General features: G+C 67.8%; 13 protein-coding genes and 1 tRNA gene. 9 read left to right on the top strand and 5 right to left on the bottom strand.

The annotated features are described in order from the left end of the window. Positions 1–183 precede the first annotated feature (183 nt). Complete coding sequence (locus ACFUJY_RS01565; RefSeq protein ID WP_383292844.1) at positions 184–1,410, bottom strand: DUF3631 domain-containing protein; 1,227 nt, start codon at positions 1,408–1,410, stop codon at positions 184–186. 304 nt (positions 1,411–1,714) lie between these two features. On the opposite strand from ACFUJY_RS01565, the gene ACFUJY_RS01560 reads away from it, so the two are divergent. From ACFUJY_RS01560 to ACFUJY_RS01540, 5 genes are all read left to right on the top strand, one after another. Next, positions 1,715–2,200: a helix-turn-helix domain-containing protein gene (locus ACFUJY_RS01560; protein WP_383292841.1), complete on the top strand. Its 486-nt coding sequence runs from the start codon at positions 1,715–1,717 to the stop codon at positions 2,198–2,200. A 187-nt stretch (positions 2,201–2,387) separates the two neighbouring features. Then, complete coding sequence (locus ACFUJY_RS01555; RefSeq protein WP_383292839.1) at positions 2,388–2,606, top strand: helix-turn-helix domain-containing protein; 219 nt, start codon at positions 2,388–2,390, stop codon at positions 2,604–2,606. Next, positions 2,606–3,745, top strand: a complete 1,140-nt coding sequence (locus ACFUJY_RS01550) for a tyrosine-type recombinase/integrase (RefSeq protein WP_383292837.1) — start codon at positions 2,606–2,608, stop codon at positions 3,743–3,745. The genes ACFUJY_RS01555 and ACFUJY_RS01550 overlap by 1 nt, the downstream gene beginning before the upstream one ends. 162 nt (positions 3,746–3,907) lie before the next feature. Then, the gene (locus ACFUJY_RS01545; protein ID WP_383292834.1) at positions 3,908–4,549 is read left to right on the top strand and encodes a hypothetical protein; all 642 of its coding nucleotides are present in this window, start codon (positions 3,908–3,910) and stop codon (positions 4,547–4,549) included. A gap of 30 nt (positions 4,550–4,579) precedes the next feature. Then, on the top strand, positions 4,580–5,734 hold the full coding sequence (locus ACFUJY_RS01540) for a helix-turn-helix domain-containing protein (RefSeq protein ID WP_383292831.1): 1,155 nt from the start codon (positions 4,580–4,582) through the stop codon (positions 5,732–5,734). A gap of 229 nt (positions 5,735–5,963) precedes the next feature. Here ACFUJY_RS01540 and ACFUJY_RS01535 read toward each other — a convergent pair. Next, a tRNA-Gly gene (locus ACFUJY_RS01535) sits at positions 5,964–6,034 on the bottom strand. Positions 6,035–6,488: 454 nt separating this feature from the next. Between ACFUJY_RS01535 and dcd the strand changes: the two genes are divergently transcribed. Then, positions 6,489–7,064, top strand: a complete 576-nt coding sequence (gene dcd, locus ACFUJY_RS01530; RefSeq protein WP_018102070.1) for a dCTP deaminase — start codon at positions 6,489–6,491, stop codon at positions 7,062–7,064. Positions 7,065–7,071: 7 nt separating this feature from the next. Next, positions 7,072–7,572 (top strand): phosphoribosyltransferase, encoded by a 501-nt coding sequence (locus ACFUJY_RS01525; protein ID WP_383292828.1) that lies wholly within the window; start codon positions 7,072–7,074, stop codon positions 7,570–7,572. A gap of 70 nt (positions 7,573–7,642) precedes the next feature. On the opposite strand, the gene ACFUJY_RS01520 is transcribed toward ACFUJY_RS01525, so the two are convergent. The 3 genes from ACFUJY_RS01520 to ACFUJY_RS01510 form a co-directional block, all read right to left on the bottom strand. Then, on the bottom strand, positions 7,643–8,575 hold the full coding sequence (locus ACFUJY_RS01520) for a YIP1 family protein (RefSeq protein ID WP_383292825.1): 933 nt from the start codon (positions 8,573–8,575) through the stop codon (positions 7,643–7,645). 195 nt (positions 8,576–8,770) lie between these two features. Further along, entirely contained in the window at positions 8,771–11,038 is a 2,268-nt protein-coding gene (locus ACFUJY_RS01515; RefSeq protein ID WP_383292822.1) for a (Fe-S)-binding protein, read from the bottom strand. A gap of 137 nt (positions 11,039–11,175) precedes the next feature. Beyond that, positions 11,176–11,847, bottom strand: coding sequence for a sugar transferase (locus tag ACFUJY_RS01510; protein WP_383292819.1), 672 nt, complete (start codon positions 11,845–11,847; stop codon positions 11,176–11,178). Positions 11,848–12,098: 251 nt separating this feature from the next. On the opposite strand from ACFUJY_RS01510, the gene dnaK reads away from it, so the two are divergent. Beyond that, on the top strand, positions 12,099–13,946 hold the full coding sequence (gene dnaK / locus ACFUJY_RS01505) for a molecular chaperone DnaK (RefSeq protein ID WP_164402816.1): 1,848 nt from the start codon (positions 12,099–12,101) through the stop codon (positions 13,944–13,946). Beyond that, positions 13,943–14,593 (top strand): nucleotide exchange factor GrpE, encoded by a 651-nt coding sequence (gene grpE / locus ACFUJY_RS01500; RefSeq protein ID WP_383292816.1) that lies wholly within the window; start codon positions 13,943–13,945, stop codon positions 14,591–14,593. Before dnaK ends, grpE begins: the two co-directional genes overlap by 4 nt. The last annotated feature ends 13 nt before the right edge of the window (positions 14,594–14,606 follow it).

The raw sequence follows: 14,606 nt of genomic DNA, 5'->3' as shown, positions 1-14,606 counted from the left end.
ATGCTCCAGGGATGCAAGATGTGGCGAGGCGGCCTTGAGGGCGGGGCGACCCGTCGCAACTCGTCGCGTGCCTGGTCAGCACTGGTACGAGTGCGGCCCTGGTGACGAGTCGACTCGTCACCGGACCAGGACTCGTCGCCGCGCTGACCTGCGGGGAGACGAGTCGCGACGGGTCGTGCCGGGTCAGGCCCCGGTCGTCGTCTCGAGTGCGGGCTCGGGGCAGTAGCGGGCCCAGGAGTCGGCGAACTGCATGCGGGCGAAGCCCTTGGCCTGGACGTTGCCGTGGAAGCGACGGGTGGCCGAGCTGATGCCGTACTCCCGCAGCAGGAGTTGCAGCCCCCGAGGAGTCAGACCGTTGGCGGTGTACTCCGCCCAAGGCGTCTCGTCGTCCTGGTTGAGGATGTCGAGGAGACGGCTGGTGCGAATGGCCGGCGGGTTGCCTTCGGTGGTGAAGGCGCGCCGGATGTCTGCCAGAAGGCGGATGCCCAGGCTGCTGCGGTCCTGGTCGTGCTCGGCTTCGTGTTGGGCCATGAGGCGGCAGGCTGTGCGGGCAAGATCGGGCCACGCTCCGCCGGCGAGATCGGCGACGGTTACCAGCGGCTGCCAGGTGTCGGCCGCGCGGTCCTCGACCGGCATGGCTGGTGTCAGTTCCATCGCCTCGGTGTGCAGCGGGGCCAGCCAGGCGACGAGCCGCTGACGCAGCGCGTGGAGGGGAGGGGTGTCGCGGAAGGTACGGAACTCCGCCACCTTCTCGCCGGGCCTGCGGCGGCGCATACGGATCACGATCGACCGGTCCATGATCGTGTCCGGCAGGTCACCGATGCCGGCGAGGGCCGCCATGGCGAACGTGGGGAACTTCGCGACCTCATGGTTGGGTCCGGAGACCCGGAGGGTGGGGCGGTTGCGCTGGTGCCCCGCGTTCAGCAGACCACGCATCTCCTCGTTCTTCTCCGCGACCTTCGCGGAGCCGAAGAGCGTGTCGGCCTCGTCGACCAGCAGGGTGGGCGGGGTATCGGTGATCGACCGGAACACCGCGGCGGCGGAAGCGTTGACCGTGATGAGGGGATCGTGAACGCTCTCGGTGATCACGTCCAGCAGTCGTGACTTGCCGCACCGCTTCGCCGGCCCCACGACGGCCAGCCGAGGCGCGTGCTGCCACGCCGTCTGCAGATGGGTTGCCGCAACCCACAGGGTCACCGCCGTGAACGCTTCCCCGCTCGGCAGCACGACGTAGCGGCGAATCTGCTCCCGCAGATCCACCAGGACCTGCTCACCTTCGGACACGGGAGCGGGATCGGGTTCCTCCGTGGGTGGGGCCACGGACTTGGCGGGGCGGCCGGGTACGGCCACCGGCGGCCACGCGGCGGTGCTGTTCGGAAGGGATGGCGTGCTCTGGGTGGCATCGTCCATACTGGACACGTAGCTCCTCCGCTTGCGGGCCAATGGGACGGCAATCCCGGCCTCGCAGGTCAGTCGTTCAGGGATGGGCGGCATGAGGTTTGCGCTGAGCCCCTCGGTGTTGGGTCACCGGGGGGCTTTCTGCATGTCGAGGGTGGTTGAAGGCATGCCTCAGCGGATCTGTGCGGTCTGCTGGGGTGCTTTACGGTACCACGACTTCTGCGTATGGCAGAGATCTATGCGATTCGCAGAACGGATGTTAATCTTGTCCCTGCCGCGCAACCGGCGGCACACGAAGTGAACGGGAGGAGGAGCGATGCCGGATGACGAGGAAAACCCCGAGGGGGTGCTCCTCAGCGGCGAGGAGAACGCCGCTGTGCGGGTAAAGCTGGAACGCGAGAAGCGCGGCTGGAGCACCACCACGCTGTCTGACCACATGAACGACGTGGGCTTCGACATGAACCCGTCTGCGGTCTGGCGCATCGAGAACCGCAAGCGCCGGATCAACCTCGACGAGGCGATCGGCTTCGCCGAGATCTTCGGCGTTCCGCTCAGCAACTTCGTCGGACCGCCCAGTCTGGCGACCATGGGCCGGGCCATGGAACTGATCGACAACGTCGTCGCTGCCTACAGAGCCTCCAACCGTGCCAACCACGAGGCGCGGAAAGCCCGCGACCAGCTCGACGCCTATCTCGCCGACCACCCGGACATCCGTCGGGAAGCTGACGTGATGGTCTCCAACGCCATCGCCACCGAACTCATGAAGAACAACGAAGAGTACGGGCCTGCCGCCGAGGCGTAACAGCCCACTCCATCCGGCACAGCGGGAAGCAAACCCTCGCTGCTGCCGTCCTGCCCATCCCATCCCTGAACGACACGAGGTCAGGCGCGGGGTTGCCGCCCCATCCGCCGGCCGGAACCGGAGCACTCACTTGCGCCCTTCGGCGATACCGCACGCCCACGCCCAGCACCCGCGACCGCAGGAGGAGGTGACCACAACCGACACCCTCCTCACCGTGGAGCAGGCCGCCGAACGCCTCGGCACCGGCGTCCGCTTCATCCGGCGACTCATCCAGGAGCGCCGCATCCGCTACGTCAAGCTCGGTAAGCCCGTTCGAATCCCCGAGAGCGCCATCGCCACGTACATCGAGGAGCGCACCGTTCCGACTCTCGGCGACGCGCGTTCCCGCTTCGGGAAGGCCGCCTGATGGCCGCCCGCAAGCCGCAGCGGCGGCGTGAATTCGGCACCGTTCGTCAGCTCCCGTCCGGGCGGTGGCAGACGCGCTACTGGGCTCCGGACGGGAGCCGTCGCACCGCCCCGGAGACCTTCGAGACACGCACCGAGGCCCAGACCTGGCTCACGCTCACCCAGGCCGACATCGAGCGCAGGCACTGGGTCGACCCCGACGCGGGCTCGATCAACTTCGAGACGTACGCCATGAAGTGGATCGAGGAGCGCGGACTCTCCGCCACCACGGAGGAGCTGTACCGCAGGCTCCTGCGCCTGCACCTGCTGCCCGCATTCGCCTCGGTGAACCTGGACGCCATTACGCCGCCGACGGTGCGCACGTGGCGGGTCGAGCGCCTGGGAGCCACCGGTGCGACGACCGTCGCCAAGTCCTATCGCCTTCTCAAGGCCATCATGGAGACGGCGACCGACGACGAGCTGATCCGCCGCAACCCCTGCCGGATCAGGGGCGCCGGCAGCGAGAAGGCCAGGGAGCGCCCGACGGCCACCGTCGAGCAGGTCGACGCGCTCGCCAACGCCATGGGGCCGAGGTGGCGGCTGATGGTCTACCTCGGCGCCTACGGGCCGATGCGCCCGGAGGAGCAGGCCGCCCTTCGGCGGCCCGACGTCACGCTCGAACCGCTCGCGGTCAAGATCCGGGACGCTGCACCCGAACTGACCACCGGTCGCCGCGTTGAAGGCGACACCAAGTCGGCCGCGGGAAGGCGAACTGTCTTCCTCCCGGCCTTCCTGTACATCGAGGTGAAGCGACACCTCGATTGGTACGCCGAGAAGGAACCCGACGGACTCCTGTTCATCGGGGAGAGGGGTGCCCCCTTCCGCCGGTCCACCTTCGGCCGCAAGTGGCGCAGGGCTCGGACCAAGGTCGGCCTGCCGGAGGGCTTCCGCTTCTACGACCTCCGCCACACCGGCCACACCCTGTCCACCCAGTCGGGCGCGACGCTCAAGGACACGATGGTCCGCGCCGGCCAGTCCTCGGAGAAGGCCGCGATGATCTACCAGCACTCCGACGACGCCCGCCAGCAGGAGGTCGCCGGAGGCATCGACGCCAAGGTCCGTGAGCTGCGAGTACGTGCGACTCGCGTCGAGTCTGACTGAGATCCGTTACGTCCCCGGTCAGAGCGATTCACGATCAGCTCTGACCGGGGATGGCCGAAGCACGACAGTCGACTGACCAGCAGTGCTTCTTGATTTTCTCCCTCGAATGAGGGAGGATTTCCGGAAATCGTACTCCGTGGTCAGGGGCTGAATATGGCAGTCATGCACGTTGAGGACTCACGCGGCCAGAGCCGTCTCGCAGACTTGGGGCTCTCGGCCGAAACCATCGAGAACGTGCTGCGGCGCGCTGAGGCGGAACGCAACTTCTGCACGCCCCTCGACCCGGTCTCGCTCCCGGGCAACATCTTCTGGGGTAGGACTATCCGCTTCCTGCGCGAGGCGTACATCCCTGACGGATGGCGCAGCGTGAGCCCTCAGAACGTCTCGCTCCTGCTGTCGCCGGAAGAGGACTTCGCCATCACCGCCTCCAGCGGTAACAAGGCCACCGGCTACGCCGCGCTCACCCCTGCCACCCGCTACTCGAAGGGCACGGCGGTCATCCGTCGAGTTGAGACCAACCGGCAGCTGATGTTCCCTGGCTACGAGGCTGAATCTGAGCCTAAGGGAGTCGGCGAGGGGATCCCGACCTGGTTCCTCCTGTACCAGCATGTGAACACCCTGACGGGCACGCGGCTCTACTACGAGCTGTCGCTGCCGACCAACCCGGGGAGCCGTGGCAAGATCGACAGCTGGCACGAGCGGATCATCTTCCCCTACATCGACTTCGAGGGCTTCAATCCGTTCCCGAACGACGACGACGGCGAAGACGGTATCGACATTCCGATCGAGCGTCTGGGCCGCTGATCGTCTACCCCACAACCCATTGGCACTCCCATGACCACCGCATCCCGGCTTGTCCTGGCGCGCAAGCGCCGCGGGCTCACCGTCACCCGTCTTGCCCAGATGGTCGGACTCACCGCCCGCCGGTTGTCCGACTACGAGAACGGCCGGGCCTACCCTCCCCCGGCCTCCCTGGCCAGCCTTGCCGAGGCTCTGGAGTTCCCAGAGTCCTTCTTCGTTGCTGAAGAGGTTGCCGACCTGCCCGTCGAGTCGGTCAGCTTCAGGGCGCTCAGTAAGATGACGGCCTCACAACGGGACATCGCACTGAGTAGTGGTCGTCTCGCCCGGATTCTGCAGGACTGGATCCGGGCTCATTTCAAGCTACCGGCGTCAGACCTCCCGTCGCTGACCTCATTCAGTCGTCTCGGCAGCGACGATGAACCGGTGTTCCCCGGCGAGGCAGGTGCCGAGAACTGTCCCGCCGAGCGCGCAGCCGAACTGGTTCGCACTCGATGGGGATTGGGAGTGGTCCCGATCCCCAACATGGTTCACCTGCTCGAAGCGCACGGCACGCGCGTGTTCTCGTTGTCCCGGGACTGCCCGGAAGTGGACGCCTTCTCCTTCTGGGACCGCGGCATTCCGTTCGTACTGCTGAATACCGGGAAGACTGCCGAACGCGGACGCTTCGACGCCGCACACGAGCTGGGCCACCTTGTTCTGCATGGCGAGGAACAGGTCCCCCATGGGCCCCAGGCCGAAGGGGAAGCGCACCGCTTCGCGGCCGCCCTGCTCATGCCGGCCGCAGACGTCTTGGCGCACGCCCCTCGCAACCCGAGCACCGCCTGGATCCTGCAGGCGAAGCGCCGCTGGAAAGTTGCCGCCATGGCACTCGCCCACCGCCTGCACGAACTCAACCTCACCACCGAATGGCAGTACCGCACGCACTGCGTCGAGCTCAGCCGCATGGGCTACCGGAAGTCGGAACCCCAGAGCACACTCACGCGGGAGACCTCCCAGGTGTTGGGCAAGGTCTTCGCCGCCCTTCGAGCGGAGGGCACCCCACTGGCGGAAGTCGCTCGTGATCTCGACCTGAGGCCGGCGGACCTCAGCGACCTGATCTTCGGCTTGGTGGTCGTCGCCCAGGAGGGCGGGCGCGGTGCCGCTCTTACGACTGCCTCCCGCAGGCCGCAGCTCTCCATCGTGCGCTGACACTCACCGCTACATGAGCGGAGTGATCGTCCGTTGGAAGTGGCGCGAGTCACAGCGAAGTTGTGCTCGCCTTCTGTGTCAGGGCTGCCCCTGCACCACCTGCGTGGTGCAGGGGCAGCCCTGTCGGCAGGGCATATCCCCGAGTTGGGGCACGCGGAGGGCACGACAGACCATGAGAGGGCTAGACAACAATGAAGCCCCAGGCTGTTGACCTGGGGCTTGAGAAAAGAGCGGGTGACGAGAATCGAACTCGCGCTCTGAGCTTGGGAAGCTCATGTTCTACCATTAAACTACACCCGCGAAAAGAGCGGACGCTGTATCCAGCGGCGCATCCTCGCATACTGTACCCCATCGCGATCGCCTCGCGGAGACGTCTCCGATCGGCTGTGTGTGTGGCGGGAGTTGGGGGCGTAGCGTGGGGGTCCGGAGTGCCGCGTGGAGGCGGGTCCTGTTCATCCCCTAATGTGGCGGTCTCGTCCACGGCTTGATGGGGAAGGGACTTGATGGACTCTATGGAGCGCACCGTCGTCCGCTGTGCCGAAGGGCACGTTTTCGCTACCAGCTCGTTTCCGATGCAGCAGCTCGGGGCAGGGCGGATCGGGCCCGGGCGGCTCATCCGGTGTCCCCGGTGTGCGCGGTTGCGGCACGCCGTGCCCGTGGTGTTTGAGCAGCGGTAGCGACGGCGGGTGACGGACGACAGGCGCGCGGGCGGCCCGATGAGGGCGGGCCCGCGCGTTCTGCGTATCCTCGGTGGGTGCTTCTCTCAGACAAGGACATCCGCGCCGAGATCGACGCCGGACGCGTACGCATTGATCCATTCGACGCGTCGATGGTGCAGCCGTCGAGTATCGACGTGCGGCTCGACCGCTACTTCCGGGTGTTCGAGAACCACCGCTACCCGCACATCGACCCCGCCGTCGAGCAGGTGGACCTGACCCGCACCGTCGAACCGGAGGGGGATGACGCGTTCATCCTGCACCCCGGGGAGTTCGTGCTGGCGTCGACGTACGAGGTCATCTCGCTGCCGGACGATCTCGCGTCGCGGCTGGAGGGGAAGAGCTCGCTCGGCCGGCTCGGGCTGGTCACGCATTCCACGGCGGGCTTCATCGACCCGGGCTTCTCCGGGCACGTGACGCTGGAGCTGTCGAATCTCGCGACGCTGCCGATAAAGCTCTGGCCCGGTATGAAGATCGGCCAGCTGTGCATGTTCCGGCTGAGTTCTCCGTCGGAGTTCCCTTACGGCTCCGAGCGGTACGGGTCGCGATATCAGGGGCAGCGCGGTCCCACCGCGTCGCGCTCCTTCATGAATTTCCACCGGACGCAGGTGTGAGGTCCCGATGACCGACGATGTGCGGGAGAACCTGACGTACGACGGCTTCGGGCACGCCGTGCGGGAGCTGGCGCAGGCCGTGGCCGACGACGGGTACGAGCCGGACGTGGTGCTGAGCATCGCGCGCGGCGGGGTGTTCGTCGCGGGCGGTCTGGCGTACGCGCTGGACTGCAAGAACATCCACCTGGTGAACGTGGAGTTCTACACCGGCGTGGGCACCACCCTGGAGATGCCGGTCATGCTGGCGCCCGTGCCCAACGTGATCGACTTCTCGGACAAGAAGGTCCTGATCGCGGACGACGTCGCCGACACCGGCAAGACGCTGAAGCTGGTGCGCGACTTCTGCATCGACCACGTCGCCGAGGTGCGGTCCGCGGTCATCTACGAGAAGTCCCACTCGCTCGTGAAGTGCGAGTACGTGTGGAAGAAGACCGACCGCTGGATCAACTTCCCGTGGAGCGTGGAGAAGCCCGTCGTACGGCGGAGCGGGCAGGTTCTCGACTCCTGAACGGCGTCTGCCGGCGTGGGAAAGGGCCCCGGGTGACCGGGGCCCTTTCACGTGTGTGCGGCGCGGCCGTCTAGATCGTTCCCAGCTTCAGGATCGAGACCAGGGCCAGCAGCTGGATCGCCGAGGCGCCCAGGGCCTTCGGCCACGGCAGGTCGTGCGACTTGCTCACCATCGAGGTGAGGAGCGCCGCCGCGGCCAGCCAGGTGACCCAGCCGAGGATGACGACCAGCGAGTTCTCGCCGCCCAGGAACATCGCGAAGACCAGGCGCGGGATGTCCGTGACCGACATGATCAGCATGGACAGGCCCACAGTCGGCTGCCACGCGCCGTCGCCGCCGAGCTGGCGGGCCAGCGTGTGGGTGACCGCGCCCAGCACGAGGCCGCCGAGCACGAAGCAGACGCCCGTGATGATGACGAAGGGTACGGCGCTGGAGACCGGGGCGTGGATCGCGTCCTCGCGGGCCTGGTCGAAGCCGAAGAGCGCCAGCAGGCCGTAGAGGAACGTCACGGTCAGGGCGGGGCCCCAGACCGCGTAGTCGCGCATCTGCCAGAAGGTCGGGCCGGGGCGCGTCACGATGCCGCTCAGCAGCTGCTTCCAGTGCAGGCGCGGGCCTGCCGGTGCCGCGGGCGCGTGGCCGGCGCGGTAGGCGCTGCCGTCGCTGTACGGCTCCTCGTCGATGCGGAACGCCTGCGTGTGGCCCGGGTTGTTCGCGTACGGGTCACCGGGGTCGGGGCCCTGGGGGTACGGGTACGGCGTCGGGTCGGTGAAGTACTCCGGCTCGTCGGGGCCGGCGCCCGTGTAGCCGCTGCCGGCGGGGTACGCACCGCCGGCGTGGTGACCCGGTGCGGCGTGGTGCGGGGCGCCCTGTCCTCCCGACGGCGGCCAGGGCTGCTGCCCGTACGGCGGCGGTGCCTGATTGCCGTACGGCTGCTGCCGCGGTTGCTGTTGCCCTTGCTGCGGGGTGCGGTTGTCCCGGCCGCGTCCGATCCTGAATCCAGCCACGTCATCGAACGTACCCGGTCCGCAGGTTGCGGGGGCCCGGGGCCGGGGAAGTACCGGCCTTTGACGCGTAGATGTGACATCCCCTAAGGGAACCCCGGGGGGTTTTCCCCCGCATGCGGAGGGGCAACGCGGAAGCGGCCGGTCCTGCCCCCGAGGCAGGTCCGACCGCTTCGCCGCGCCGTGACGCCGGTCCGGCTACTTCGCCGGTTCCGGCTCCGGTTCGTCCGCCGGCTCCGGGTCGCCCGCCGGGTCGGCCGGGGTCTTCACGGAGTCGAGCAGCAGCTGCGACACGTCCACCACCTGGACGGACTCCTTCGCCTTGCCGTCGTTCTTCTTGCCGTTGACCGAGTCGGTCAGCATGACCAGGCAGAACGGGCAGGCGGTGGAGACGATGTCCGGGTTGAGGGAGAGGGCCTCGTCGACGCGCTCGTTGTTGATGCGCTTGCCGATCCGCTCCTCCATCCACATCCGGGCACCACCGGCGCCGCAGCAGAAGCCGCGCTCCTTGTGGCGGTGCATCTCCTCGTTCCGGAGGCCCGGGACCTTCGCGATGATCTCGCGCGGGGGCGTGTAGATCTTGTTGTGACGGCCCAGGTAGCAGGGGTCGTGGTACGTGATCAGGCCCTCGACCGGGGTCACCGGGATCAGCTTGCCCTCGTCGACGAGGTGCTGGAGCAGCTGGGTGTGGTGGATGACCTCGTACTCGCCGCCGAGCTGCGGGTACTCGTTCGCGATCGTGTTGAAGCAGTGCGGGCAGGTCGCGACGATCTTCTTCGCGGACTTGGCCTTCTTGGTCGAGTCGTCCTCGTCGTCCTCGCCGAAGGCCATGTTCAGCATCGCCACGTTCTCCGCGCCGAGCTGCTGGAACAGCGGCTCGTTGCCGAGACGGCGGGCCGAGTCACCGGTGCACTTCTCGTCGCCGCCCATGATCGCGAACTTGACGCCCGCGATGTGCAGCAGCTCCGCGAAGGCCTTGGTGGTCTTCTTGGCGCGGTCCTCCAGGGCGCCGGCGCAGCCGACCCAGTAGAGGTAGTCGACCTCGGTGAGGTCCTCGACGTCCTTGCCGACGATCGGGACCTCGAAGTCGACCTCCTTGGTCCACTCGACGCGCTGCTTCTTGGCGAGCCCCCAGGGGTTGCCCTTCTTCTCCAGGTTTTTGAGCATGGTCCCCGCCTCGGACGGGAACGCGGACTCGATCATCACCTGGTAGCGGCGCATGTCGACGATGTGGTCGACGTGCTCGATGTCGACCGGGCACTGCTCCACGCACGCACCGCAGGTGGTGCAGGACCAGAGGACGTCCGGGTCGATGACGCCGTTCTCCTCGACGGTGCCGATCAGCGGGCGCTCGGCCTCCGCGAGGGCGGCGGCGGGAACGTCCTTCAGCTGCTCCTCGGTCGCCTTCTCCTCGCCCTCCATGTCCTTGCCGCCGCCGGCCAGCAGGTACGGGGCCTTGGCGTGCGCGTGGTCGCGCAGGGACATGATCAGGAGCTTCGGGGAGAGCGGCTTGCCGGTGTTCCAGGCGGGGCACTGCGACTGGCAGCGACCGCACTCGGTGCAGGTCGAGAAGTCGAGGATGCCCTTCCAGGAGAACTGCTCGACCTGGGAGACACCGAACACGGCGTCGTCGGCCGGGTCCTCCCAGTCGATCTCCTTGCCGCCGGTGGTCATCGGCTGCAGCGCGCCCAGCGCCACCGCGCCGTCGGCGTTCCGCTTGAACCAGATGTTCGGGAAGCCGAGGAAGCGGTGCCAGGCGACACCCATGTTGGTGTTGAGCGACACCGTGATCATCCAGATCAGCGAGGTGCCGATCTTGATCATGGCGACGAAGTAGATGAGGTTCTGGAGGGTGCCGAGGGCCAGTCCCTTGAAGGCGAGGACCAGCGGGTACGAGACGAAGTACGCGGCCTCGTAGCCGTCGACGTGGTGGATCGCGCCCTCGAGACCGCGCAGGGAGAGGATCGCCAGGCCGATGATCAGGATGACGTACTCCACGAAGTACGCCTGCCAGGCCTTGGAGCCCGCGAAGCGGGACTTGCGGCCTGCCCGGGACGGGAGGTTCAGCAGCCGGATGGCGATCAGCACCAGAATGCCGACCGTCGTCATCAGGCCGATGAACTCGATGTACAGCTCGAACGGCAGCCATGCGCCGATGACCGGCAGCACCCAGTCGGCCTTGAACAACTGCCCGTACGCCTGGAGCAGCGTCGGCGGCAGGGTCAGGAAGCCGATGGCGACGAACCAGTGGGCGAAGCCGACGATCCCCCACCGGTTCATCCGGGTGTGGCCGAGGAATTCCCTGACCAGGGTGATCGTGCGCTGCTTGGGGTTGTCGGTGCGGCTGCCGGCCGGGACCGGCTGTCCGAGCGTGACGAACCGGTAGATCTGCGCGACGGCTCGGGCGATGAGCGCAACGCCGATCACGGTCAGCACCAGCGACACGATGATCGCGGCGAGTTGCATTGGGGGCTCCTCGGGCCTGCGAGGGTGGGATCGATCCAGCGTTACCAGCGAGTACTGCGTCGTCCGGTGACCGCCTGGACTACGAGTATCGCTACTACTAAGCAGTAACTTAATCAGTCTGAGCCGACACTACCCACTTATTCCGCCGTCCTGTAGCCGGGCAGGCGGTGATCTGTGTCGCTCAGGCGTGCCTTGCCGGGCCACGGGAGGGTGTGGGCCGCCGCGCGCAGGGGTACGCGTACGGCCTCGGCGAGGACCGCGAGGTCCAGTCGCAGTCCCTGGTGCTCGGCGTAGTGCTGGTCCAGGAGGTCCGCCTCGTCCCACGGCATCCCCGAGCGGTGCCGCACCTGGGCCAGGCCGGTCAGGCCGGGCTTCAGTTCCTGGCGCCAGCGCCGGGCGCCCCCGGCGCCGGCCCGTGCGTCGCCCGGAGCGAGCGGCGCGGGGCCGACGAGGGAGAGCTCGCCGCGTACTACGTGGTGGAGGCGCGAGACCGCGTCCAGCTTCAGCCGCCGGGTGTTCAGGGAGCGCAGGACGAAGGGGCTGCCGTGCAGACCGGTGCGCGTGGAGCACCTCGTCACGCGGCGGCCGCGTACGGCCAGCGCCAGGGCGGCGGCCGCCAGTAAAGGGGAGGCGAGGAGCAGCAGGGCCGAACCGAGGGCCAGGTCGAGGGTGCGCTTGACGGTCGGGCGGGGAGGGGGCGCGGGCAGCAGGGCCCGCAGGGCGGCGCGCGCGGCCGCCGGGCGGGAGGGCCGGGGCGGGCGCCAGGGGCGCGGCCGGGGACCCCTTCCCCACTGTTCCTGCGTACGCATCGTTCGCACCTGCCTGCATTCTGTGGATCGAATGCCGCATTTGGTGCTGCTCGCGGCATTTTGTGACAGAACGATCCCATGCGGCCATGATGGGGGAGGGCTGTGCGGCGCGTGAGGCGCCAGGTGTCGCCGATGGCGCGGGGCGGGTGCACCTAAGTTGAGTCATGGAGGCTCAGGTCTGTTGACTCAGTCGGGGGAGTCGTGCATCCTTGAGTCAGATCCACTCAAGTAGTCAGTTGGAGGAATCGAAAATGGCACGTGCGGTCGGCATCGACCTGGGCACGACTAACTCCGTCGTCAGCGTTCTCGAAGGCGGCGAGCCCACCGTCATCACCAACGCAGAGGGCGCCAGGACCACGCCGTCCGTCGTCGCCTTCGCGAAGAACGGCGAGGTGCTGGTCGGCGAGGTCGCCAAGCGCCAGGCAGTGACCAACGTCGACAGGACCATCCGCTCCGTCAAGCGCCACATGGGCACCGACTGGAAGGTCGACCTCGACGGCAAGAGCTTCAACCCGCAGCAGATGAGCGCCTTCATCCTGCAGAAGCTCAAGCGTGACGCCGAGTCGTACCTGGGCGAGAAGGTCACCGACGCGGTGATCACCGTCCCGGCGTACTTCAACGACTCCGAGCGCCAGGCGACGAAGGAGGCCGGCGAGATCGCGGGCCTCAACGTCCTGCGCATCGTCAACGAGCCGACCGCCGCCGCGCTGGCGTACGGGCTCGACAAGGACGACCAGACGATCCTCGTCTTCGACCTCGGTGGCGGCACCTTCGACGTGTCCCTCCTGGAGATCGGCGACGGCGTCGTCGAGGTGAAGGCCACCAATGGTGACAACCAGCTCGGTGGTGACGACTGGGACCAGCGCGTCGTCGACTACCTGGTGAAGCAGTTCGCCAACGGCCACGGCGTGGACCTGTCCAAGGACAAGATGGCTCTCCAGCGTCTCCGCGAGGCCGCGGAGAAGGCGAAGATCGAGCTGTCCTCCTCGACGGAGACCACGATCAACCTGCCGTACATCACGGCGTCGGCCGAGGGCCCGCTGCACCTGGACGAGAAGCTCACGCGGTCGCAGTTCCAGCAGCTCACCGCGGACCTCCTGGACCGCTGCAAGACCCCGTTCCACAACGTCATCAAGGATGCGGGCATCCAGCTCTCGGAGATCGACCACGTCGTTCTCGTCGGTGGCTCGACCCGTATGCCGGCCGTCACCGAGCTCGTCAAGGAGCTGACCGGTGGCCAGGAGGCCAACAAGAGCGTGAACCCGGACGAGGTCGTCGCCATCGGCGCCTCGCTCCAGGCCGGTGTCCTCAAGGGCGAGGTCAAGGACGTCCTGCTCCTCGACGTCACCCCGCTGTCCCTCGGTATCGAGACCAAGGGCGGCATCATGACCAAGCTCATCGAGCGCAACACCACGATCCCGACCAAGCGGTCCGAGATCTTCACGACGGCCGAGGACAACCAGCCGTCCGTGCAGATCCAGGTCTACCAGGGCGAGCGCGAGATCGCGGCGTACAACAAGAAGCTCGGGATGTTCGAGCTGACCGGTCTGCCGCCGGCCCCGCGCGGGGTCCCGCAGATCGAGGTCTCCTTCGACATCGACGCCAACGGCATCATGCACGTGACGGCCAAGGACCTCGGCACCGGCAAGGAGCAGAAGATGACCGTCACCGGCGGCTCCTCGCTGCCGAAGGACGAGGTCAACCGGATGCGTGAGGAGGCCGAGAAGTACGCGGAGGAGGACCACGCCCGCCGCGAGGCCGCCGAGTCGCGCAACCAGGGCGAGCAGCTCGTCTACCAGACCGAGAAGTTCCTCAAGGACAACGAGGACAAGGTCCCGGCCGACGTGAAGACGGAGGTGGAGACCGCGGTCACCGAGCTGAAGGAGAAGCTCAAGGGCGAGGACTCCGCCGAGATCCGCACGGCCACCGAGAAGGTCGCGGCCGTCTCCCAGAAGCTGGGCCAGGCGATGTACGCCAACGCCCAGGCCGAGGGCGGCCCGCAGGCCGACGCGCAGCCGGGTGCCGAGCAGGCCCAGGACGACGTCGTCGACGCCGAGATCGTGGACGACGAGAAGGACTCCAAGGGCGGTGCGGCGTGACCGAGGAGACTCCGGGCTTCGAGGAGGAGCCCGACGTCCCCTCCGGCGCCACCTCTGACGACGCCGAGCCGAAGGCCGCCACCCCCTCCGAGGAGGAGGCGGCGGCCCCGGCCGGGGACGCGAACGAGACCACGGCCCTGACCGCGCAGCTGGACCAGGCACGCAGCGCGCTCAACGAGCGCACCGGCGACCTCCAGCGGCTCCAGGCCGAATACCAGAACTACCGCCGCCGCGTGGAGCGGGACCGGGTCACGGTCAAGGAGATCGCCGTCGCGAACCTCCTGTCCGAGCTGCTGCCCGTCCTCGACGACGTCGGCCGGGCCCGGGAGCACGGCGAGCTCGTGGGCGGGTTCAAGTCGGTGGCCGAATCGCTGGAGACGGTCGTCGCGAAGCTGGGCCTCCAGCAGTTCGGCAAGGAGGGCGAGCCCTTCGACCCGACGGTCCACGAGGCCCTGATGCACAGCTACGCGCCGGACGTCACGGAGACGACCTGCGTGGCGATCCTGCAGCCCGGTTACCGGATCGGCGAGCGCACCATCCGCCCCGCGCGGGTCGCGGTCGCCGAACCCCAGCCGGGGGCGGCTCCCGCCGCCGCGAAGGAAGAGAAGGCAGACGACGAGGAGAGCGGTGGCGGCGAGGAGGTCTGACATTCCGTCCGAT

The organism is Streptomyces sp. NPDC057249 (assembly GCF_042669245.1).
Lineage (GTDB): Bacteria > Actinomycetota > Actinomycetes > Streptomycetales > Streptomycetaceae > Streptomyces.
Note: the sequence above shows the minus strand (reverse complement) of the source record. Positions and strands in the feature narration are given on the sequence as shown.

Coding starts and splice junctions, on each gene's coding strand:
- ACFUJY_RS01565 (WP_383292844.1), bottom strand. CDS start 1,410: ATGGACGATGCCACCCAGAGCACGCCATCCCTTCCGAACAGCACCGCC.
- ACFUJY_RS01560 (WP_383292841.1), top strand. CDS start 1,715: ATGCCGGATGACGAGGAAAACCCCGAGGGGGTGCTCCTCAGCGGCGAG.
- ACFUJY_RS01550 (WP_383292837.1), top strand. CDS start 2,606: ATGGCCGCCCGCAAGCCGCAGCGGCGGCGTGAATTCGGCACCGTTCGT.
- ACFUJY_RS01545 (WP_383292834.1), top strand. CDS start 3,908: ATGCACGTTGAGGACTCACGCGGCCAGAGCCGTCTCGCAGACTTGGGG.
- ACFUJY_RS01540 (WP_383292831.1), top strand. CDS start 4,580: ATGACCACCGCATCCCGGCTTGTCCTGGCGCGCAAGCGCCGCGGGCTC.
- ACFUJY_RS01525 (WP_383292828.1), top strand. CDS start 7,072: ATGACCGACGATGTGCGGGAGAACCTGACGTACGACGGCTTCGGGCAC.
- ACFUJY_RS01515 (WP_383292822.1), bottom strand. CDS start 11,038: ATGCAACTCGCCGCGATCATCGTGTCGCTGGTGCTGACCGTGATCGGC.
- ACFUJY_RS01510 (WP_383292819.1), bottom strand. CDS start 11,847: ATGCGTACGCAGGAACAGTGGGGAAGGGGTCCCCGGCCGCGCCCCTGG.
- dnaK (WP_164402816.1), top strand. CDS start 12,099: ATGGCACGTGCGGTCGGCATCGACCTGGGCACGACTAACTCCGTCGTC.